At 41.1% G+C, this 21,846-nt stretch carries 17 protein-coding genes and 1 tRNA gene; 5 read left to right on the top strand and 13 right to left on the bottom strand.

Going from position 1 to position 21,846, the window contains the following annotated elements:
• Window positions 1-21: 21 nt before the first annotated feature.
• Window positions 22-1,518 (bottom strand): APC family permease, encoded by a 1,497-nt coding sequence (locus tag AC6CHI_RS03535; RefSeq protein WP_498119458.1) that lies wholly within the window; start codon window positions 1,516-1,518, stop codon window positions 22-24.
• A 653-nt stretch (window positions 1,519-2,171) separates the two neighbouring features.
• Here AC6CHI_RS03535 and AC6CHI_RS03530 point away from each other — a divergent pair.
• Both AC6CHI_RS03530 and AC6CHI_RS03525 read left to right on the top strand, forming a co-directional pair.
• Window positions 2,172-3,608 carry a gamma-aminobutyraldehyde dehydrogenase gene (locus AC6CHI_RS03530; RefSeq protein ID WP_498120033.1) on the top strand — a complete coding sequence of 479 codons (1,437 nt, stop codon included), beginning with the start codon at window positions 2,172-2,174 and terminating at the stop codon, window positions 3,606-3,608.
• Between the two features lie 65 nt (window positions 3,609-3,673).
• On the top strand, window positions 3,674-4,150 hold the full coding sequence (locus AC6CHI_RS03525; RefSeq protein ID WP_458891545.1) for an ester cyclase: 477 nt from the start codon (window positions 3,674-3,676) through the stop codon (window positions 4,148-4,150).
• A gap of 473 nt (window positions 4,151-4,623) precedes the next feature.
• Here the strand turns inward: AC6CHI_RS03525 and AC6CHI_RS03520 are convergent.
• Both AC6CHI_RS03520 and AC6CHI_RS03515 read right to left on the bottom strand, forming a co-directional pair.
• A tRNA-Ile gene (locus AC6CHI_RS03520) sits at window positions 4,624-4,700 on the bottom strand.
• Between the two features lie 462 nt (window positions 4,701-5,162).
• Complete coding sequence (locus AC6CHI_RS03515) at window positions 5,163-5,456, bottom strand: hypothetical protein (RefSeq protein WP_498119457.1); 294 nt, start codon at window positions 5,454-5,456, stop codon at window positions 5,163-5,165.
• Window positions 5,457-5,732: 276 nt separating this feature from the next.
• On the opposite strand from AC6CHI_RS03515, the gene AC6CHI_RS03510 reads away from it, so the two are divergent.
• Window positions 5,733-5,930 carry a hypothetical protein gene (locus tag AC6CHI_RS03510; protein ID WP_458891547.1) on the top strand — a complete coding sequence of 66 codons (198 nt, stop codon included), beginning with the start codon at window positions 5,733-5,735 and terminating at the stop codon, window positions 5,928-5,930.
• Window positions 5,931-6,202: 272 nt separating this feature from the next.
• On the opposite strand, the gene AC6CHI_RS03505 is transcribed toward AC6CHI_RS03510, so the two are convergent.
• From AC6CHI_RS03505 to betI, 6 genes are all read right to left on the bottom strand, one after another.
• The gene (locus tag AC6CHI_RS03505) at window positions 6,203-6,688 is read right to left on the bottom strand and encodes a hypothetical protein (protein ID WP_458891548.1); all 486 of its coding nucleotides are present in this window, start codon (window positions 6,686-6,688) and stop codon (window positions 6,203-6,205) included.
• Window positions 6,689-6,753: 65 nt separating this feature from the next.
• The gene (locus AC6CHI_RS03500) at window positions 6,754-8,028 is read right to left on the bottom strand and encodes an MFS transporter (RefSeq protein WP_498119456.1); all 1,275 of its coding nucleotides are present in this window, start codon (window positions 8,026-8,028) and stop codon (window positions 6,754-6,756) included.
• Between the two features lie 71 nt (window positions 8,029-8,099).
• A complete protein-coding gene (gene mqo / locus AC6CHI_RS03495; RefSeq protein WP_498119455.1) occupies window positions 8,100-9,734 on the bottom strand; it encodes a malate dehydrogenase (quinone) in 1,635 nt (544 codons plus the stop codon).
• A gap of 545 nt (window positions 9,735-10,279) precedes the next feature.
• Entirely contained in the window at window positions 10,280-11,947 is a 1,668-nt protein-coding gene (betA, locus tag AC6CHI_RS03490; protein ID WP_498119454.1) for a choline dehydrogenase, read from the bottom strand.
• 108 nt (window positions 11,948-12,055) lie between these two features.
• Complete coding sequence (gene betB, locus AC6CHI_RS03485; RefSeq protein ID WP_498119453.1) at window positions 12,056-13,528, bottom strand: betaine-aldehyde dehydrogenase; 1,473 nt, start codon at window positions 13,526-13,528, stop codon at window positions 12,056-12,058.
• Window positions 13,521-14,147: a transcriptional regulator BetI gene (betI, locus tag AC6CHI_RS03480; protein WP_498119452.1), complete on the bottom strand. Its 627-nt coding sequence runs from the start codon at window positions 14,145-14,147 to the stop codon at window positions 13,521-13,523. Before betI ends, betB begins: the two co-directional genes overlap by 8 nt.
• A 565-nt stretch (window positions 14,148-14,712) precedes the next feature.
• On the opposite strand from betI, the gene AC6CHI_RS03475 reads away from it, so the two are divergent.
• Both AC6CHI_RS03475 and AC6CHI_RS03470 read left to right on the top strand, forming a co-directional pair.
• Window positions 14,713-16,773 carry a choline transporter gene (locus AC6CHI_RS03475; RefSeq protein WP_498119451.1) on the top strand — a complete coding sequence of 687 codons (2,061 nt, stop codon included), beginning with the start codon at window positions 14,713-14,715 and terminating at the stop codon, window positions 16,771-16,773.
• A 12-nt stretch (window positions 16,774-16,785) separates the two neighbouring features.
• The gene (locus AC6CHI_RS03470) at window positions 16,786-17,400 is read left to right on the top strand and encodes a MarC family protein (RefSeq protein ID WP_498119450.1); all 615 of its coding nucleotides are present in this window, start codon (window positions 16,786-16,788) and stop codon (window positions 17,398-17,400) included.
• Between the two features lie 87 nt (window positions 17,401-17,487).
• Here the strand turns inward: AC6CHI_RS03470 and AC6CHI_RS03465 are convergent, their stop codons facing one another.
• The 4 genes from AC6CHI_RS03465 to AC6CHI_RS03450 all read right to left on the bottom strand — a co-directional run bounded on the left by AC6CHI_RS03465 (window position 17,488) and on the right by AC6CHI_RS03450 (window position 21,653).
• Window positions 17,488-18,309 carry an SDR family NAD(P)-dependent oxidoreductase gene (locus AC6CHI_RS03465; protein WP_458891556.1) on the bottom strand — a complete coding sequence of 274 codons (822 nt, stop codon included), beginning with the start codon at window positions 18,307-18,309 and terminating at the stop codon, window positions 17,488-17,490.
• A 286-nt stretch (window positions 18,310-18,595) separates the two neighbouring features.
• Complete coding sequence (locus tag AC6CHI_RS03460; RefSeq protein ID WP_458891557.1) at window positions 18,596-19,417, bottom strand: SDR family NAD(P)-dependent oxidoreductase; 822 nt, start codon at window positions 19,415-19,417, stop codon at window positions 18,596-18,598.
• Window positions 19,418-19,443: 26 nt separating this feature from the next.
• Window positions 19,444-21,081, bottom strand: coding sequence for a long-chain fatty acid--CoA ligase (locus AC6CHI_RS03455; RefSeq protein WP_498119449.1), 1,638 nt, complete (start codon window positions 21,079-21,081; stop codon window positions 19,444-19,446).
• A 74-nt stretch (window positions 21,082-21,155) separates the two neighbouring features.
• Window positions 21,156-21,653 carry a 2,4'-dihydroxyacetophenone dioxygenase family protein gene (locus AC6CHI_RS03450; RefSeq protein WP_498119448.1) on the bottom strand — a complete coding sequence of 166 codons (498 nt, stop codon included), beginning with the start codon at window positions 21,651-21,653 and terminating at the stop codon, window positions 21,156-21,158.
• Window positions 21,654-21,846: the final 193 nt, after the last annotated feature.

Below are 21,846 nucleotides of genomic sequence, written 5' to 3'. Positions count from 1 at the left end.
CTGGATGCTCTGAACTATGGTTTAGATAGAATGACGTTTTTGACGAAGTTCAGCCGCATAAGCCAGTGCATCATTTTCAGGTGCTTGGGATTTGCCATACGGCTTTGCAATGAACATATAAAGCAGACCACTACCAATCACCACGGCTAAACCGATTAATACAATCCAACTGTCAAAGAATGAAGCGGCATCTGCGGGTTGTGCGAGCAGGAAAATTGCACCGAGTCCGTAAATCAACGCTAGCGCATTAATTGGTAAGCCCCATGCGCCCACACTCCATTCACCTGCAGGCTTCCAGCCTTTTAAGCGATTTTTGAGTGCAGCAAACACCACCATTTGGAAAGACACATAAATACCAATGACTGCAAAGGCAGTGATACGCGCTAAATTGTCTGGAGAAAAATAAACCACAACACAGAAAATTAAAGGCAATAAGCAGCTCAAAATCATGGCGTTATCAGGCACGTTTTGTTTCGATAATTTCGCAATCCATTGATTACCAGGCAGCATTTTGTCACGTGCAAAAGAGAACAGCAGACGGCTCAGTGCCGCTTGTAAAGATAAGATACACGACAACATGGCAATAATCGCAATCACAATGAAAAGATTCGCACCATGAGTTCCTAATGCATCACGCAAAATAAATGGAATAGGATCAATCACTTGACCATTTACAATTGCTTGTAGGTTTGGTGATGCAAGTAAATAACCTAATACAGACACCATTGCAGAAATGCAACCAAACACGATACTCAAAATCATAGCAACAGGGATTTGGCGACTTGGATTTTTGACTTCTTCAGCGACGTTACCGCAAGCTTCGAATCCGAAGAACATGAATAAGCCAAGTAGGGATGCTGAGAAGAATGCCGTGGTATATGAACCATTTTGAGCTAATACACCCATGGTATCGAACACAATTGAGAAGGGTTGTGCACGGTGGAAAATCAATAAGTAGATCCCCAACGCGATAACGCTCACGATTTCACACCAGAAACCAATTCGAGCAACGCGTGCAAGGTTCTTGGTGCCCGACATATTGACAACCATACATAAGATTAACAAGATGATGCTGGTCAATAAGCTGTTCATTGCGGTTGCTTCGTATTGGAACAGTGAGGCAACAAATCCAGCACTATATTCAGCAATTGAAGTCACGGTGACGACCAATGCCCAAAGGTAAATCCAAGCGGCCATCCATGCATATTTCCTGCCCCAAAGACGTCTAGCCCAAGGATATAGCCCCCCTGTAATTGGATATTGTGAAGCAGTTTCACCAAAGACGATCGCGACCAATAATTGTCCGAATGCTGCAATCATGATCCACCAAATGGATGGTGGGCCTGCAAGTGTGATCGCGAGAGCAAATAATGAATAAACAGCAGTGAGGGGTGATAAATAGGTAAAACCAAGTGAAAAATTTGAGATTAATCCAATAGATCGTTCGAATTGTGAAGATTGGACAGACTCTGAATTGGTCTCTTGTCCTAAATTTTCACCTATAGGAAGGTCTTTCATGCAATTTCCTTATTCAGCAATTAAGTTCCAGACAGAACGCTTAACACAACCCTAATCCTGCTCAGGGAATATGAGTTACTCAGATGTAAAAGTTTTTAATTTTGGTAAATTTAATAAACTGAAAATATTGAGTTAATTAAATTTACTTTAATTTCTTAAAAATATTTTTTGTTCGCACATTGGGTAAATTACGACGACTTCTACAAAAAACTTCCCAACAGCGATGTTGTTACACAGGCAAATTTGTCTTTTTTCTGAAATACAAACGAGAGCCAATTTGGCAATTTAACAAGGAGCCAATTAGGGAAAAAATATCTATTTTTGTAAATATTTTAAAAAATAACTGTACATATTTGTATAGATGTAATGTTTGAGATTTATTTTTATTAAATTTATATTTTTCAGTATTTTAATTATGTTTTTATCGTCAAAAAAGCGAGAGTAATATTTAAAATATGTACATATAATAAAGGAAATATATGTTGTGTTTCAAGTTAAATGTGAAAATATTTTTCCTTGACAAGAAAAAATAGAAATACTACATAAGCAATTGTGGTGAAAAAAAAGCTATTTAGTTAATTGCGAGATAAGGAAATTGCATGACAGACCTTCATATTGGTGAAAATTTAGGGCAGGCGATTGAATCTGTTCAAATGCAGGTTAAACAATTAAAACATTTTATTAATGGTGAATATGTTCAAACATCAGGGATCGAGTTCTTTGACTTAATTAGCCCGGTCAATGGTCAAATTTATGCGCAATCACCGAATGCAACACAGCAGGATGTGGATCATGCCTATGACTGTGCCAAGGCTGCTTTTAAACTGTGGAGACGTTCAACACCATCTGCACGTCAAAAAGCATTATTGGATTTTGCTAATGCATTAGAACAACATGCGGATGAGTTGGTCGAAATTCAGAGTCTAGAAACTGGTCAGCTGAAACACATGATTGCAGCTGAAGAAATTAAAACTTCAGTCGATCATATTCGTTTTTTTGCAGGTGCAGCGCGTTGTTTAGAGGGAAAAGCGACGGGTGAATATTTAGATGGTTTTACATCCAGTATTCGACGTGAGCCAATTGGCGTGGTTGGACAAGTTGCACCATGGAACTATCCATTGATGATGGCGGTTTGGAAAATTGCACCGGCTTTAGCCGCAGGCAATACCGTGGTGTTAAAGCCAAGTGACACAACACCGAATAGTACCTTGCGCTTAGCTGAAATTGCGGCTCCATTTTTCCCTAAAGGCGCGATTAATGTCATTTTAGGTTTGGCTGATGCAGGTTCAAAAGTGGTTTCGCATACAGTGCCAGCAATGGTCTCAATTACCGGATCGGTGCGTGCAGGTCTGCAAGTTGCGGCATCTGCTGCGAGCAATTTAGCAAAAGCACATTTGGAACTTGGTGGTAAAGCTCCAGTCGTGGTTTTTGACGATGCAGATCTGGAAAAAGCCACGGATGCAATTACGCTAGCGGGTTTCTTTAATGCAGGGCAAGACTGTACAGCTGCAGCACGTGTTTTGGTGCAAGAAAGCATTTTTGATGAATTTGTGGAAAAAATGGTGGAAAAAACCAAAAGCATCCACTGTGGTTTACCCGATGATGAAACAGCCTTGTATGGTGCTTTAAATAACCAAAGACAACTGGTTCACATTCAAGGCTTCTTAGATCGTTTACCTGCGCATGCCAAAATCGTGACGGGCGGAAAAGCTGTGACAAAATATGATGGTTATTATTTTGAGCCGACCATTATTTGCGGTTTGGAACAACAGGATGAAGCCATTCAAAATGAAATTTTTGGACCAATTATTACCATTCAAACCTTCACAGATGAAGCAGATGCTTTAGAAAAAGCCAATGATGTCGAGTTTGGTTTGGCTTCTAGTGTGTGGACAAAGCAGCATGGGCGTAGTGTTCGTTTTAGCCGTGATTTAGATTTTGGCACAGTATGGATTAATGCCCACATTCCTTTGACTGCTGAAATGCCACATGGTGGCTTTAAAAAGTCAGGTTATGGCAAAGATTTATCTAGCTACGGATTTGAAGAATACACCCGTGTTAAACACGTGATGAGTGCTTACGAAGATTAATTTTTTAGCATGATGTCTCTAGGATCATCATGCCGTTTATATATTTTTTCTAAAAGGGAAGACACATGAAAAATATTTTACAAACACTGATTTTAGTTCCTGTATTGGCAGGTGTTTCCGTTGCACACGCTGCTGTTCCACCAAAGCAGGTTGTAGAATCCTACATGAAAGCATGGAATGAGCATAACGCGAATAAAGCAGCGACTTATTTAGCAAATGATGCGGTGTACTATGATGTGACCGTAGGTGAAGAGCAAAAAGGGCGTGTTGCTGCGCGGGATAATGTCATTAATGTATTTGTGACAGCTGTGCCTAACTTGAAGTGGGAAATGACCAGTAAACCAATTGAGAGTAAAGATGGCATTTCATTTCAGTGGAAATTCACGGGTAACAATACTGGTGCGTGGGGCAAAGATACACCTGCAACCAACAAGCCGATCAGTTTTGAAGGTGTCAGCTTTATTCGTGTGAAAGACGATAAAATTGTTTATCAAGGCGACTACTATGATGCTGCCAATTTGAATAAGCAGTTAGGTTGGTAAGCGCTTAAATTGTCACCAAACTCTGTTGAGTGTAATGATTGTTTTTAATACATGCTCGAAGCAGGGTTTGGTGTGATGATATTGATAATACATGGGGGTATTTGAGACCAATCTTGATCTTTAACACTACCTTATTGGCTTAAAATTTAACTACCCTATAAATTGCTATTTTGCAAAAATATAAATAGCAGTAAATCGTCATAGCAGACTGTGCGATTAAGCGGTGCTACTCGATGTTATCATCATAAAAAATGCCCAATAATTCCATGATGCGGTGTTGAAGCCCAGTTTCAATAGCAAAATCAAACACTTCATTCCTATGAGCTTAATTCAAAACTCAAGTTTTTTAGTTTTCTATATACTTTTGTTTAAATGACTCACCAATATCAATCAACGCGCTCTTTAAGAATCCGATGAGCTAAAACCATAGGCATTAAAAAACCCCATAACTTAAAAAGCTACGAGGTTGAATTTGGTGGGCCCACCCAGACTCGAACTGGGGACCAACGGATTATGAGTCCGCTGCTCTAACCGACTGAGCTATAGGCCCTATAACAAGTTAATAATATTAAATCAATAACTTGCAGCGTCAGCAATACTAGCGATATTTAAATCATTAAGCAAGTCATTTTGGCGTTGTCATTAAGTTGACATCAAAACACTTGTGATCGCGCTAAATATTTATAACGTTAGCGATTTTAGCGATGTCATTAAAAAGAGTAAAGCTTACAAAGACATTTATTGACCAACTCGCATAATAATTTGCGTGAGCAGCTAAGCGTGAGGGGCTAGAACATGAAATTATCCAGCAATAAGCAAAAAAAGAAGGATTTATTGATATTTCAAGCATCAAAATGACGTATAGCTGGCTGTGATTTTTAGCTAGCTTCAGCAAAGCTAGGTGAGTTTTTATAATAGATTTTTTGTACTGAGCTGTGCAGAGAAAAATAACCGCCTATTCAAGGCGGGGAAATATGGAGATTCAATCAAACTGTTGGATTGTAAGCAGCTGTTAAACTATCCAGCTATCTTTGAGTCCATTATCAGTGTATTCCCAAGATGGGTGAGCGCCATGATCATGAAATTTTAAGATAAAAGGTTTTTCCGTAATGTCTTCAGTCACACAATTTTGATATGAAACAATAACTTTAGCAAAAATTTCATGGGCATGATTTTGATAAAAACTTATATTGGGCGCCGCATTTTCTAAGAAATAACAATTTTCAGGCAAAAAGACCATTTGTTTTGCAGTATCAATCGCTAAAAGTCGATCTTGGTCGGAAAAGAATACATCGAAATTCATCATTTTGAACCCTCTTCGTATTTTTAATTCTATTTTAGGTTTTTATGCTAATAATGCAAAATAAATCACACAAATAAAATAATGTGATACATTTGTATTTTTATGGTGCATCCAGCAATACATTACATTTACATTGAAGTTTCATGATTAAACGTTGGCGAGTTACAATTTATTTTTCTTTTTAAAACAGTGACGTATTTATCATTAAGTTGACAACATGTTGATATAAGTCATGCATATGATTAAAATATAAGCTAATTTAGTCAGTTTGAGGTTGTTATGATCTTTTTTGATGGAGAGCAAGTTTTTCCTGATCGCGCAAATAACTTTAAAACTTTCTTAAAAAAATATCTTATTGAACAAGATGGCGAATACTTATTAGAAGAAAAATCTTTTGTTTATGATGCAGAAGGTGATGAATTTCTAGAATCAGAAATTCAAGCTTTTTATTCACTCTGGTCTGCTATTTTAGACTAGTAAAAAACCGCCCTCACAGGCGGTTTTTTATTGAGCTGAGAATCACATTTGATTTGAGTCAGAATCTGCTTCATCCAATATGATTAGATGATCTCCATTTCTGTTTCTATGTACATGGCAAGAATTGATGGATTACTTTTTTGGTTAGTGAAAATGCAATGTTGCTTAAGTGGATGAGTGTCTTGGAGGGCTTTAGCTTAAGCAGTTCAAAGTGAATTCACTGCTGGACTAAAACTGAGTTGTACTCAGCCAAAGTGAGCGTAGTATCTCTTTTACAATGCGCCAAACTGTTGCCAAGTTTCCCCGTTATGGAGTGAGTTATAGTAGTTTTGCAGTTCAACCAAATCGTAGTATTGGCTATACGCCACTAATAGCAAACTGATGATGAGAGCAACTTTGAGTAAAAGTAAGCGGGTTGGGTGTTTATAGAGATTATCCAGTCCAAATAGCGTCAGTATCAATGAAGGAATTAAAACGATTGCTTTTAAATGGCTTAAGAAATCTAAGCCATGGGTATAAAGTAGTCCAATGATCAAAAGCACTAAACCTAAACTGGCATAAATACGGCTGTCGAGTGAAGTGCGTAAGGCAAAGATCGATTGCAAGATCAGAATCATGCTGGCAAAGAAATAGAAGGTTGTGCCCCCAATAATGACGGTATAGGTCGCATTAAGCACGCAGTATGCCAATATAAGAAAAATAATCAGCATATAAAAGAGCGTATAAACTTTAGGGCTTAATTCGGTTGGTTTTGCCATAAAAATCAATCCTTATCCAAATCTATTACGCACAAATTAAGCATAGGCATTTTTGCTGTAAGCATCTATTTTCCTGTTGTAAGTATTGTATATTTCTCATGACTTGATGAGGTTTTTAGTAAATCGCGTGTACGCAAGTAGCTGAATAAACATAAGCTTAAACTTAGCCCTGCACCAAGAAACACGGCTGGAATAATGGATAAGTAACGTGTTGTTAGGCTGCTTTGTAAACTGCCGAGCTGGTTTCCTGAAGTGACCAATACCCCATTAATGGCTGCCACTCGACCTAACAAGTTTTTGGGCGGAATGCGTTGCAGCAAGGTTTGACGAATTACGATGCTGATGCTGTCGAGCGCACCGATGAGGGCAAGCAGCAGGGCAGAAAGCCAAATGGTTGAAGAAAGGACAAAACACAGCGTCAGTAAAGCAATCCCAATGCTGCTCAAGAGCATATTTCGCCAAGCATGTTGCATGGGCGAGCAACGCAGCAAAACGCACATCATCAGACACGTGCCGAAAGCAGGTGCAGCCCTCAGCAAACTTAATCCTTCTACACCTGTATGCAAAAGCTCTTGGGCAACCATCGGCAGCAATACCAGAATGCTGCAAAATAAAGCTGTGCAAAGATCTAACAACATGCCCCAAAATAATAAGCGTTGTTTGAACATAAAATGACAGGCTTGAGTGACACTGTGGCTGATGTTGAGGTTGGCGAGTTGCGGAAAGCTATGCTTCGAAATATTTAGTAAAGCAAGATTACCCACAGCGCAACAAATAAAAACCCCAATAAAGGTCTGTATGATGCCGATTTGACTGATCAGCAGACCTGCGCAGAGCGGTGCGGTAATGGCTCCAATTTGCCAGATAAGGGCGGTCCACGTGGCGGCATTATTCTGTGCATGTGTTGGAATTAAAAATACCCGAAATGAATTAAACGCTGGGCTATATATGCCGCGCAATATTCCCAAGACAAAGATCAGGGTATAAATACCGAAGAGGAGCATGTGTTGAGGGATCTTGTGTTGCTCATCGATATAAAAAAGTAAGGCCAACAGCAGTGGGATGCTGCTGCTCCACATAAAACTCCACTGTAATATTTTTTGTCGGTTATAACGGTCAGCCCAATGTCCTGCAAATAATGACAGACATAAAAAAGGGATTAATTCTACAACTGCAATTAAGCCTAAACTTAAGGGATCTTGAGTCATTTGGTACAGTGCAAAACTCAGGCTGACTTCTTGTATAACGATGGCAAAAACAAGGCAAAACTGATTAATGCTGATTAAGGCAAAATCGCGAGATCGCAGGGCTAGAAAAGCATTGGAATGAAAAAAAGACATAAATATAAAAACAGCATGCGAGATGAATCAAAAGGACGAACCTGAGTTCATCCTTTTGGATTGGAGAAAAATTATTGTGCTTTGGCTGTGATTACAGACGCATCATTTGCGGCTTTCGCCATTGGAGTGTAATTTAGCCCTAATGTTTGGCTGGTGTATTGACGGACCTGATCAAGCAGCACAGGGTTGCTACTGAGTTCTTGTTGGTACGATTTCACAATCTCATGCAGTTTAGGATTCCATTCACCTTGCACCTGTTGCGGGAACGCTTTTTCAAGCAAACTCAACATAATATAAGGAGAAGTAGAAGCACCAGGAGAAGCACCCAGTAAAGCGGTTACAGCACCATCTTGCGAAGCAAAAATTTCTGTACCAAATTGAAGTTTGGCAGGTTTACCATCTTCTTTTTTAATGATTTGTACGCGCTGACCACCTTGATTTAAAAGCCAATCTTCTGCTTTTGCATCTGGGTAGTATTTCTTCAGCTCATTTAAACGGTCGGCATCGGTCATCATGACTTGGCTTACCAAATATTTGACCAAATCAAGATTATCTAGACCCACAGCAGTCATAGGCAGCACATTGTGCTTGGTGGTTGATTTTAATAAATCAAGTTGAGAACCTTGCTTCAGGAACTTGTTGGAGTAGGTGGCAAAGGGGCCAAATAAGACATATTTTTTACCGTCAATATAACGTGTATCAATATGTGGAACAGACATGGGTGGTGCACCCAACTCGGCACGACCATAAACTTTTGCCGTGTGACCAGCCGTGATTTTAGGGTTGTCGGTCATTAGGAATACGCCACCCACAGGGAAGCCAGCATATTGCTTCGCTTCAGGTAGACCTGTCATTTGTAATAATTTAATGGCCGCACCACCCGCACCAATAAACACGAAACGTGTTTTGACATGGTTTGTTGCGCCGGTTTTTACATTTTTGAAAGACACGGTCCACGTTTTGTCATCATTCTGGCTAATGCCTGTGACTTCAGTAGATGTTTCTAATTTGAAGTTAGATTGTTTATTTAGGTGCTGAACCAATTGCGTGGTAATAGCACCGTAGTTGACATCCGAACCCACATCCATACGTGTTGCAGCAACTTTTTGCGTAGCATCACGTCCGTTCATGACCAAAGGTGCCCATTGTTTAATTTCAGCAGGATTTTCCGAAAACTTCATGCCATAAAACATTGGGTTTTGAATCATGGCAGCATAACGTTTCTCAAGGAAATTCACGTTATCGCCCCATACAAAGGCAATGTGTGGCACAGGATTAATAAAGCTGCGTGGTTCGCCTAAAACCCCTTGTTTGACTTGGTATGACCAGAACTGTTTGGCAACTTCAAACTGTTCAGCCACTTTAACCGCTTTGGTAATGTCCATTTTCCCGTCTTTTTCAGAGGTATAGTTCATTTCCATAAAGCCAGAATGGCCTGTACCAGCATTGTTGAAGCCATTTGAGCTTTCTTGAGCAACTTGATCTAGACGCTCATACATACGGATTTGCCAGTTTGGCTCAAGTTCAGTGAGATAAGTACCTAAAGTTGCACTCATAATACCGCCACCGACCAATACGGCATCCACAACAGGTTCGTTGTTTGAGGTTTCAATTTTTTTTGACACAACAGGTCTAAATAAAAAAATCAATACTGCAAGCAAAAGCAGTACCACAAATACCGTGAGGTATTTTAAATACGTTTTCATGAAATTTTAACCTTGGGAGTAGGTGTTTTATATCGCTTCTAAGCGAATAGAGGGCAACAGCAAAAATATATAAAAGAGGGTGACGGAAATGGTGGTGATCTAAAAGTTCAGAAGAGAGGGAGTGAAATACATGAATTCTTATGCATAAGAAAAAATGTACCTTTTAGACCAACCACACATTTCCAATCGGGTGTGATTTTAGACGAAATAAGTATTGACTAAGTAATTTTTATTATGAATGTGGAATGAATATGTATAAATCTGAGTGATGTTTTGTTTTTTTATTATTAATTTCATATATTTATGAGAAAATATTTTCTACTAAAAATCAGGTTTACCCAAATATACACCCATTGAATAGAACTTTTTAAGTATTATTACAGTATCATTTTAGTCTAGATATAATCGAGAAGTGTCCGCAGCTTAAAATAATGAAAATACATTCAAAATATATCTATTGATCATTTTTTATAAAGTCTGGATTAGAATAAGACCACATTATTATGCAAAATAATGTGGTCTTAGGCATATTGATTCTATAAAAGTTAAACAGAGCATTTGGCGCGATAAAATGCTGCGGTGGAACGAGGTAATGCGGGACGTTCACGAATATGATCGGCAATTTTTTCTGCCATCATAATAGTGGTGGCATTTAAATTACCCGTGATAATCAGCGGCATAATCGAAGCATCAACCACCCGCAAATTTTGCAGACCATGTACGCGTCCTTGCCCATCGACGACAGCCATATCATCTTCCCCCATTTTACAACTACATGAAGGGTGGTAGGCGGTTTCAGCATGATTGCGCACAAAGTCGTCGAGCTCTGCATCTGTGTTTAAATGTTTGCCTGGACTGATTTCCTCACCCCGATAAGGATCTAATGCAGGTTGCTGCATAATTTCACGGGTAATACGAATGGCATCGCGGAATTCACGCCAGTCTTGTTCGGTCGACATGTAGTTGAACAAGATACTTGGATGTGCAAATGGGTCTTTAGATTTGAGTTGAATGCGACCGCGGGATGGCGAGCGCATGGAACCGACATGGGCTTGGAAGCCGTGTTCTTTAACTGCATTGCTGCCATTGTAGTTAATGGCTACCGGTAAGAAATGATATTGAATATTCGGCCAAGCAAATTCATCGGAAGAACGGATAAAGCCTCCCGCTTCAAATTGGTTGCTGGCGCCAATTCCAGTGCCATTAAATAACCATTCTGCGCCAATAGCTGGCTGGTTATACCATTTTAAAGCTGGGTAGAGTGAAACAGGTTGGGTGCATTTATATTGAAGGTACATTTCCAGATGGTCTTGTAAATTTTCACCCACCCCTGGGAGGTCATGTACGACTTCAACATCTAAATCTCGCAGTAAACGGCTAGATCCCACACCGGAACGTTGCAGAATTTGCGGTGAAGCAATTGCACCTGCACAGAGCAGCACTTCGTTATTGGCATAGACCCGATGTAAATCATGAGAATTTGCCCCTTGAAGATATTCCACCCCAATCGCCTGTTTGCCACTAAACAAAATTTTATTGGTGGTGGCATGAGTTAAAATCGTTAAATTAGGGCGCTGTTTGGCCATATCCAGATAACCGCGGGCAGTACTGGCACGTCGACCATTGGGCGTGACGGTTCGATCCATGGGGCCAAAACCTTCTTGCTGATAACCATTTAAATCGTCAGTACGCGGATAACCAGCTTGTATGCCAGCTTCGACCATGGCATGAAACAGTTCATTGTTGTCGGCTTTCGGGGTTGCCACACTTACCGGGCCATCATCGCCATGATAGTCATTGGCACCAATGTCACGACTTTCTGCTTTACGGTAATAAGGCAAACAGTCGGCATAGCTCCAGTTTTCTAAGCCTTTAAATGTCGACCATTGTTCTAAGTCCATGGCATTGCCACGGATATAGCACATACCATTAATCAGTGAAGATCCGCCCAAACCTTTGCCACGGCCACATTCCATGCGGCGGTTGTTCATATGCGGTTCGGGATCAGTAAGATACGCCCAGTTATAACGTCGTCCTTGCAGGGGAAAAGCTAAAGCCGCAGGCATTTGGGTGCGAAAATCGAGTCGATAATCTGGTCCACCAGCTTCTAATAATAAAACGGAGACATCGGCATCTTCGGTTAAGCGTGCTGCGAGGACATTGCCGGCAGAGCCTGCGCCAATAATAATATAATCGTAGTGTTGAGAATGCATAATGATCCTTGTTCTATGGCAGTACCACGCCCGAATAGAGCGTGGCGACATGTTGAGTTGAGGATGTAAAAAACAGAAAAAGATAGGAGAAAGGTCAGTATTGAGCCGTTAAAAAATACTGTGATAATCGCCGAGTTCGACTTGAACGGATTTAATGCGGGTGTAATGTGCCAAGGTGGTCATACCATTTTCACGCCCGATACCAGACTGCTTATAGCCACCCACTGGCATTTCGGCAGGGGACTCTCCCCATGTGTTAATCCAGCAAATGCCCGCTTCGAGTTGATGAATGATGCGGTGTGCTTGAGTAATATCTTGTGTCACGACCCCAGCGGCTAGACCATATAGGCTGTTGTTGGCACGCTGAATGACTTCTTCAAGGCTGTCATAAGTCAAAATGCTCATCACAGGTCCAAAAATTTCATCTTGTACGATACGCATATCGTCATGACAATCTGTGAAAACGGTTGGCATGACATAAGCACCGTGAGCCAATTCAGCAGAAGTCGCACGTTCACCGCCAATTAAAAGTGTTGCACCTTGCTGTTTACCCAATTCGATATAAGACAAAACTTTTTCCATGTGTGCGAAGCTGGCGAGCGGGCCGAAATTGGTTTCTGCCTGCATTGGGTCACCGACACGAATGCGTTTTACACGGGCAATCACAGCCTGTTCAAATGCAGTTTTTAGGTTACGTGGAATAAAGACACGTGTTCCATTGGTGCACACTTGCCCTGAACTAAAGAAATTTGCCATAACGGCAATATCCGCAGCGCGATCAAGGTTGGCATCAGCACAAATAATTAGCGGAGATTTGCCGCCGAGTTCCATGGTGACTTCTTTCAGGCTAGAAGCAGCCGCACTCGCCATCACTTTCTTACCGGTTGCAACACCCCCCGTAAAAGAAATTTTGGCAATATCGGGATGGTCTGTGATCCATTGTCCGACTTCATGCCCCAGACCTTGCACGACATTAAATACACCTGCAGGAACACCCGCTTCGGTATAAATTTCCGCGAGTTTATAAGCCGTGAGCGGGGTAATTTCACTCGGTTTAAAAATCATGGCATTGCCTGCTGCCAGTGCAGGTGCAGATTTCCATAAGGCAATTTGAATCGGGTAATTCCACGCGCCAATACCGGCTACAATCCCTAACGGCTCGCGACGAGTATAGAAAAAGCTACTCTCACGTAGGGGCACTTGTTCCCCCTGAATCGCAGTGGCCAACCCCGCATAATATTCAAGTACATCAGCACCTGTGACAATGTCGACCGTTGAAGTTTCGCTATATGCCTTACCTGTGTCGAGTGTTTCGAGCTGAGCGAGTTCATCATTTCGTTCACGTAAAATATCGACGGCACGACGTAAAATGCGTGCCCGTTCGACAGCGGTCATGGCTGCCCATATTTTTTGGCCTTGTTGGGCGCTTTTTACCGCAGCATCGACATCGGTTTGAGATGCTTGCTGTACGGTTGCAAGAATTTGACCTGTCGCAGGATTAATACTGTCAAACGTTTTGCCACTCGTGGCATTGACATACTGTCCATGGATATACAATTGATGTAATTGCGCATCATTCATTTTGCTGTTCCTGCCGTATTTGTTGAATTAAGCGAAGTTGCATATCGACATAGTCGTATGCAATTGAACGTGCCAAATCACGATCAAATGCCTGATGTCCACTTAAACTGCCGCGTAACCACAGTCCATCAATCAGTGCTGCAAGCCCTTTGGCGACATGGCTGGCTTGGTCTTTAGGCATCAATTGCAGGAAATGAAATTTCAAATTGGAATAAAGACGCTGGTCATTTATCCGTTGCAAGCGACCTAAATCGGGCATGTGCATACTGGCAGACCAAAAATCTAACCAAACGCGCATTGCAGTGCGATTGACCTGACTGATGTCAAAGTTGGCATCAATAATTGCTTTGAGTAAATTTTCTGGCGTAGGTTCAGTTACTTTGGCTTTATAGTCTGCCGCTGTTTCCCTTAACACAAAGAGCATTTGTCGCATGCAGCTTTCAATCAGACCTTGTTTATCGCCAAAGTAATGGCTGACAATTCCTGTAGAAAGCTGGGCTTTTTTCGCAATCTGAGCAATGGTGGTATTCGACAATCCCACTTCATAAATCACTTCAAACGCAGCGCGGATAATTTCTTCACGGCGTTCATGCTCAGGTTTTACTCTACGTTTATTCATGATGATCCAGAAAATTTACCTTTAATTTAAAGGTGTTAGATTCAATTATTGACATAGAAAACATCATAGCATTTTTTTATGATACTTTTAATTGATTGAACGTTCAATCAATTAAAAGTATCATGTTGTTTAAATTCGATGCATTTTATGTTGAATTAGAAATAGTATTTTAATTTTTAATGCTTATTTATCATAAGGATAGATTTAGAAGCTTGGGTTGGAATGACTTCAGTAAAAAGGCGGAGATTATTTTTCTCAAGCTATGTACAAGCAAGTCACCGTGCTCAATAGGGCTTCTAAAGCTGAGATAAGGAGATTGATCGTTTGTTCCTGTAGTCAGAATGTAGCCATATGTTATCAATACCAAGTCATGAACAGTGGTTTGTTACACTGCGGCACATATTTTTCAAGCTAACCAAAACAGCAAACCTTTAGGTTTGATGAAGATAGCAGTTTTATTGCAGATAAAATTACTGTCGTATTTCACTTATCGATTTTTAAGCTCTCGACCGCGAGAAGTTTAAAAATTGGTACTCAACTTTGTATTTACTATCTTGAGGATTGTATGGCAACAGATAATCCAAGAGCAGTTGATGATCAAACATTGGCGCCAAAAGACCGTTTAAATGGTGTGGTCTTTTATATTTCAGCTCTCATTATTTTAATTTTTTCAATTACAACCATTTTATTTAATGACTTTGCCAACCAAACGCTAAATGCTGTATTGGCTTGGGTCAGTTCGACTTTCAGTTGGTATTATCTGCTGGCTGCAACACTGTATATGGTCTTTGTAATTTTTATTGCCTGTTCACGTTATGGTGATATTAAGCTCGGACCGAAACATTCCAAGCCTGAATTTAGCTTGCTCAGTTGGTCTGCGATGCTGTTCTCCGCAGGGATTGGCATCGACTTAATGTTCTTCTCGGTGGCGGAGCCTTTATCGCATTATATGCATCCACCTGTGGGTGAGGGGCAGACCTTCGAAGCAGCCCGTCAGAGTATGGTGTGGACCTTATTTCATTATGGTCTGACTGGGTGGTGCATGTATGCCTTAATTGGTATGGCACTCGGATATTTCAGTTATCGCTACAATTTACCCCTCACGATTCGTTCAGCACTTTACCCGATTTTTGGTAAAAAAATTCATGGTCCGATTGGACATAGTGTAGATACCGCCGCCGTGATTGGTACTATTTTCGGGATTGCCACCACCTGCGGGATTGGTGTGGTACAGCTGAATTATGGTCTGCATGTGCTGTTTGATTTACCTGAAAATTTATGGATGCAGGCGGCTCTGATTGGCGTTGCCGTGGTGATGACCATTATTTCAGTGACCTCGGGGGTTAATAAAGGTTTGCGTATTCTCTCGGAAATCAATATTTATGTCTCTGTGGGCTTAATGCTGTTTATTTTGTTCCTCGGCAATACCGAATTTTTATTGAATACCTTTGTACAAAATATTGGCGACTATATCAGCCGTTTCCCAAGTATGACGCTCGAAAGTTTTGCTTTTCAGCAACCCAAAGAATGGATGAACAGTTGGACGCTATTTTTCTGGGCATGGTGGGTCGCTTGGTCACCTTTTGTGGGCTTGTTCTTGGCACGTATTTCTCGCGGGCGGACTATTCGGGAATTTGTCAGTGGAACCTTAATCATTCCTTTATTTTTCACTTTAACTTGGTTGTCTATCTTCGGAAATAGTGCATTACATAATGTAATTTTTGATGGAAATTTTGCATTAGCACAAACCGTGATTGCCAATCCTGCCCATGGATTTTATGACCTACTCGCACAATATCCATGGTTCCCCTTTATTGCAGGTGTGGCTACCATTACAGGGCTCTTGTTTTATGTGACTTCTGCTGATTCAGGCGCCTTAGTGCTTGGGAATTTCACCACGCAATTTACCAATGTCGATCATGATGCACCGCGCTGGCTCAGTGTATTCTGGGCGGTGGCAATTGGTTTGCTAACCTTGGCCATGTTAATGACCAATGGCATCACGGCATTGCAGAATGCCACTATTATCATGGGACTTCCTTTTAGTTTTGTCATGTTCTTGGTGATGGCGGGACTGTATAAGTCTTTAAGACTGGAAGATTATCGTCAAGCCAGTAGCAGTTTGAATGCTGCACCCGTGGTCGGTAATGTGGATATTCTGAATTGGAAAAAACGCTTATCTCGAGTCATGCATCACCCCGGAACAACAGATACCAGACGCATGCTCGATGAGATTTGTCAGCCAGCCGTGATGGCCGTTGCGGATGAAATGCGAAAGCGCGGTATCAATATTGATGTGCAGCAAACGGCTCTGGAGCAAGATCCAAATCTTTACCATTTAGATGTCATGATTCATCTGGAAGAAGAGCAGAACTTTGTCTATCAAATCTGGCCTGTACGTTACATTGCACCAACCTTTAGTGAACGTGGCAAACTGGGTAAACGCTTTTATTTCCGTTTGGAAACCTACTTGTATGAAGGCTCACAAGGAAATGATTTGGTAGGGTACACCAAAGAGCAGGTGATTAATGATATTCTGGATCGATATGAACGACATATGACCTTCCTGCATATTAATCGCATCAGTCCAGGAAACCGTCCTTTGTTCCCAGATCCTCAAGGCTAATCGGGGGAAATTATGTATACATCATATTTACATGCTTTTGCGTTGTTCTTTTCCCTGCTCAATCCGTTTTTGATGAGCATTTATATGATTGGCATGATTCGGAATTCTGAGGCGAAAGTTTTTAACAAGGCTTTAATTCAGGGTTGTCTGATTGCTTATGTGGTGTTTATGTTGTTTGCATGGGGAGGTGAGACCATCTTCAGTAAATATTTGAATGTGCGTTTTGAAGCCTTTCAAATATTCGGTGGTCTTATTTTCTTGGTGATTGGCTATCGCTACGTGTTTCAAGGGGCCGATACCATTGGTGAAATGCGCGGTGCGCCAGAGCATCTGGCGGGCACCATTGCCATGCCTTTTATGATTGGACCGGGAACAATTAGTGCGGCTGTGGTTACGGGTATGTCCTTACCGATGGGTGGTGCAGCATTGGTGATTTTTTTCACGCTGGCACTAACGTGTAGTTTAATGATTCTTATGAAGTTCTCACATGATCATCTCAGGTATAAACATGCCAAGTACATTGACCGCTATGTCGATATTGTCGGGCGTTTGTCTGCACTGCTGATCGGAACCATTGCGATTGATATGATTATTACTGGCATTATGGGAGTGATGGCGGAAATGTAGTTTCACCATCTCAGAGTGATAAAAAACCGAACCTAAGTGTTCGGTTTTTTTATTTTAGGGCATGCATTCACACGCTAAAGTAGTCTTTTAAGAGGCTAATTTTTGCAAGATCTGGTCGAGTTTTTTGTCAATCTGGCTGCGATAAGTTGCAGGAAGGAGTTGTGAAATTCTGGCCAAAATGCGCGCTTGCGTACCCGGAATAATGACAAAATCATTTGAATGAATACCAAGATAAATTTCTTTACAGGCTTTTTCTACAGGCATGCTGCCACCAATTTGTTTGAAAGCCGTTGTAATTGGTGAGCCATTTTGGCGTTCCTCGGCCACCATTGGGGTTTCCACTTCTGGTGGGCAAACCACGGCAACATCAATTTTTTGGCTACGCAATTCCATGCGAAGGACTTCGGCTAAACCGACCACCCCAAATTTTGAGGAACAATAACCAGTATAGCCATAACAGCCGACCAAGCCTGCTGCCGAAGCAATAAAAACTAACTTAGGGCGTCTGCCTTTTTGAACAGTTTGTTTTAAATAAGGCAACGCCGCATGAGCCACATTACGACTACCAATCAGGTTAATTCGAATTTGACGCAGATATTCTTCGGAAGTCATCTCTTCAAATGATTTAGCCACCACAATACCCGCTGAATTGATCAGAAGATCTGGTGTGCCAAAGGTTGCAGCGGCTTCTGCAAACTTTTCGTCCAGCGTGTTTTCATTTTGTATGTCAACTTCATAGCCAGAGATTGAAGGCGAGATTTTTGTTAATTCTTTGACCGCCTGTTCTATGCCTGCGTGGGCAAAAATACAGACTTTATATTGATCTTTCAGTAACCGTTTAGTGAGTTCAAGACCAATACCACTGCTACCACCAGTGATCCATGCGGTTTTAGACGTGTTGATTGTCATCTCATTATCCTTATGAGTGTTGTTTTAAATTCAGTTTTTCAGAACATTTTTTTCTGTTGCTCATTTGAGCATCTGTATTATTCTGACATTTTTATAAAAATCGGCATTTAAAATTGAAGGGCACGTCAATTTTATAGCGGTACATCGTTCAAACATGCATCTGAATTTTGCGTATCTGTTGTTATATGAGCAGATTTTCGCAGACTTTATACCCATGACGAGTACTGAGTTCATTATTGTTAGGGGATTGGTTCAGCTACATTTCATAGCTGAACCAATACATCAATTAAGATGCAAATCTTTGTATGATTTTGTCTAATTTTTTATCGATTTGATTGCGATAAAGATCAGGCAATACTCGTGAAAGTTTTGCGAGAATACGCGCTTGTGTACCCGGGATAATCATAAATTCAGAAGAGAAAATTCCCTCATAAATTTCTTTACAGGCTTTTTCTACGGGCATGCTACCACCCAGTTGTTTTAATGCTGCTGTGACTGGTGAGCCATTCTTACGCTCTTCAGCCACCAATGGGGTCTCCACTTCTGGTGGACAAACCACGGCAACATCAATTTTTTGGCTACGCAATTCCATGCGAAGGACTTCAGCTAAACCGACCACACCAAATTTAGATGAGCAGTATCCAGTGTAACCATAGCAGCCCACTAAACCAGCAGCAGAAGCAATAAAGACAAATTTAGGACGCTTGCCTTGCTGTACTGCTTGTTTGAGGTGTGGTAGTGCGGCATGTGCGACATTACGGCTACCCACAAGGTTAATATTGATTTGTCTTTCGAATTCTTGCGAAGTCATTTCATCGAAATTCTTGGCAATACTAATCCCTGCTGAGTTAATCACAAGGTCTGGGGTGCCAAAGGTCGCAGTTGCTTCTGCAAACTTGGTTTCCATGGTTGTTTCGTTTTGCACATCAACTTCAAAGCCAGCCACAGCAGGTGCGATTTTTTGTAGCGCTGTTACGGCTTGTTCAATACCAGCATGGGCAAAGATACAAACTTGGTATTTGTCTTTGAGGAGACGTTTGGTCAACTCGAGTCCAATACCACTACTACCGCCAGTGACCCAAGCTGTTTTCATTGAATTTTTTGTCATTTTAAAATCCTCGTAAGCTAAAGTTGTTATGAAGCAACTTCATCTTTTAGCAGCACATCACCGAACTGATTACGTAACTCAGCTTTTACAATTTTACCTGTACCATTGACAGGCAGTGAATCAACAAAGATCACCACATCAGGAATCTGCCAACGTGCAATTTTGTCTTCGAAATAGGCACGCACTTCTTCTTCAGTGATACCTGAATTTTCTTGTTTCACCGCAATCAGAATTGGACGTTCATCCCATTTTGGATGACGGGCTGCAATCGCCGCAGCCATACGAACTTCTGGATGACCAACCGCAATATTTTCTAGTTCAACAGATGAAATCCATTCACCGCCAGATTTAATTAAATCTTTGGCACGGTCACAAATACTCATATAACCATCGGCATCAATTGTTGCGATGTCACCTGTATCGAACCAACCATCCGCAGTTAATGCGCTTTTTTCTTGGTTGAAGTAATGATCGACAATCCATGGACCACGAATTTGTAAATTACCTTGAGTGTGACCATCATTTGGAAGAGCAGTGGTGCTATGACCATCGACAATGCGTAATTCAACACCAAATGGTGGACGACCTTGGGTTAAGCGTAATTTTTCAAATTCTTCAGCACTTAAAGCGGAGTGTTTGGCTTTAGGCTGATTCGCTGTACCCAATGGGCTGGTTTCAGACATTCCCCAAGCGTGAATCGTGTCGCAATCGTAGTTGTTTTTGAAGTCACGAATAATTGAAGGTGGGCAAGCTGCGCCGCCAACCACATTGCGGGTCATACTTTCTAATTTGGTACCGCGTTTTTTCGCAGCAGCGAGTAGACCTTGCCAAATCGTAGGTACACCAAGTGCTACAGTTACTTTGTAATCATCAATGAGGCTAACTAAGCTGTCACCATCTAAATTAGGGCCTGGAAGTACAATGGTACAACCCACCATTGCCGCAGCATAAGGTACGCCCCATGCATTTACATGGAACATTGGAACCACAGGCATGGTGATGTCTTTAGCAGACAGATTTAATGAGTCTGGTAGGCTAATGGCCATGGTATGCAATAAGGTTGAGCGGTGGCTGTAAAGCACGCCTTTCGGGTTACCTGTTGTACCAGATGTATAACAAAGTGAACTTGGGGTTTCTTCGCTAAATTGTGGCCAATCAAATTCGGTCGATTGATGTTGAATCAATTCATCATAGAAAAGTACATCGGGTAAGGCTTCTACGATTTTATCATCGCGTGAACCATAGCAGATGAAGCGTTCAACCGTTGGAACTTTGCCTTGAATTGCAAGAATCAGCGGTAAGAATGTTGAATCAAAGAAAATCGCTTTGTCTTGAGCATCATTAATGATGAAGACCAGTTGCTCTGGGAATAAACGAGGGTTAATGGTATGGCAAACATAACCACTACCCGAAACAGCATACCAAGTTTCTAAATGGCGATGGTTGTTCCATGCGATGGTTGCGAGACGGTCACCAGCGTCTAGGTCAAACGTCGTAAATGCATTGGCTAAGCGTTTACTGTTTTGTTGTACTTGCAACCAGTTGGTTGTTGTAATTTGACCATTCACTTCGCGTGAAATAATAGGGGTGTCAGAGTGATACTTTGCTGCATGTTCTAGTAAGTTACTAATCAACAAAGATTGATGCATCATTTTGCCAAACATTTCATTCATCCTTGGTAGCTGTTATTTTAATAATGAAAAAGAACCCGTAGCGGGTGCTAAAGGTTCTTATACACTTATTTTTGGCTGAAGTCTGCGCCATTGCCTGGTTTAATGTAACGTGGCATTTTTTGACCAGTTTGTTGAGCAACTGCGTGAATCGTACGCTCAATCCAACCTGCATCCATAATGAACATCAGTGAGTCATCATCGTTTAAGTTGATGTTTGCACCTTCAACGTACATGAAACCTTCAGTACCTTCTTGAGTATAGAAGGTATGAATAGAACCGGCCGGTTCATATAAATAGCTGCCTTCAGTTTGAACATCTTCAGGATATTCTACATAATGCCAAGAGCCTTTAGTTGTTAAGAAATGCACCGAGCCTGTGTGGAAGTGGCGTGGTAAAAGTGTACCCGCATCAAAGCGCGCATAAAGTACCCAGATACCTTTGTCTGCATCTAAAAAACATGGGCTTACGTGAACACCGGGTAAAGCGTTAACGACTTCGCCTTCACGTTTTAGGTTCACTGTTAAAAGTACATCTTGATGCTTAATTGATTGTGCAATACTCATGACAAACTCCATGTATGTCTTTATTTGATAATGAGATATCAGAACGCCAAACTTTACGTTTATCTGTTATTTCCATGTACTTGAGCATAGCAATGTTTCAGAATTAGCAAACCATTCAAAAGAATGGATTTGCAATTGTTCGATAATTAGACACTTTAATTCTGTGAAAGATGTATTAGAAATCATGATTTTG

It is taken from the genome of Acinetobacter sp. GQ146, assembly GCF_059758585.1.
Note: the sequence above shows the minus strand (reverse complement) of the source record. Positions and strands in the feature narration are given on the sequence as shown.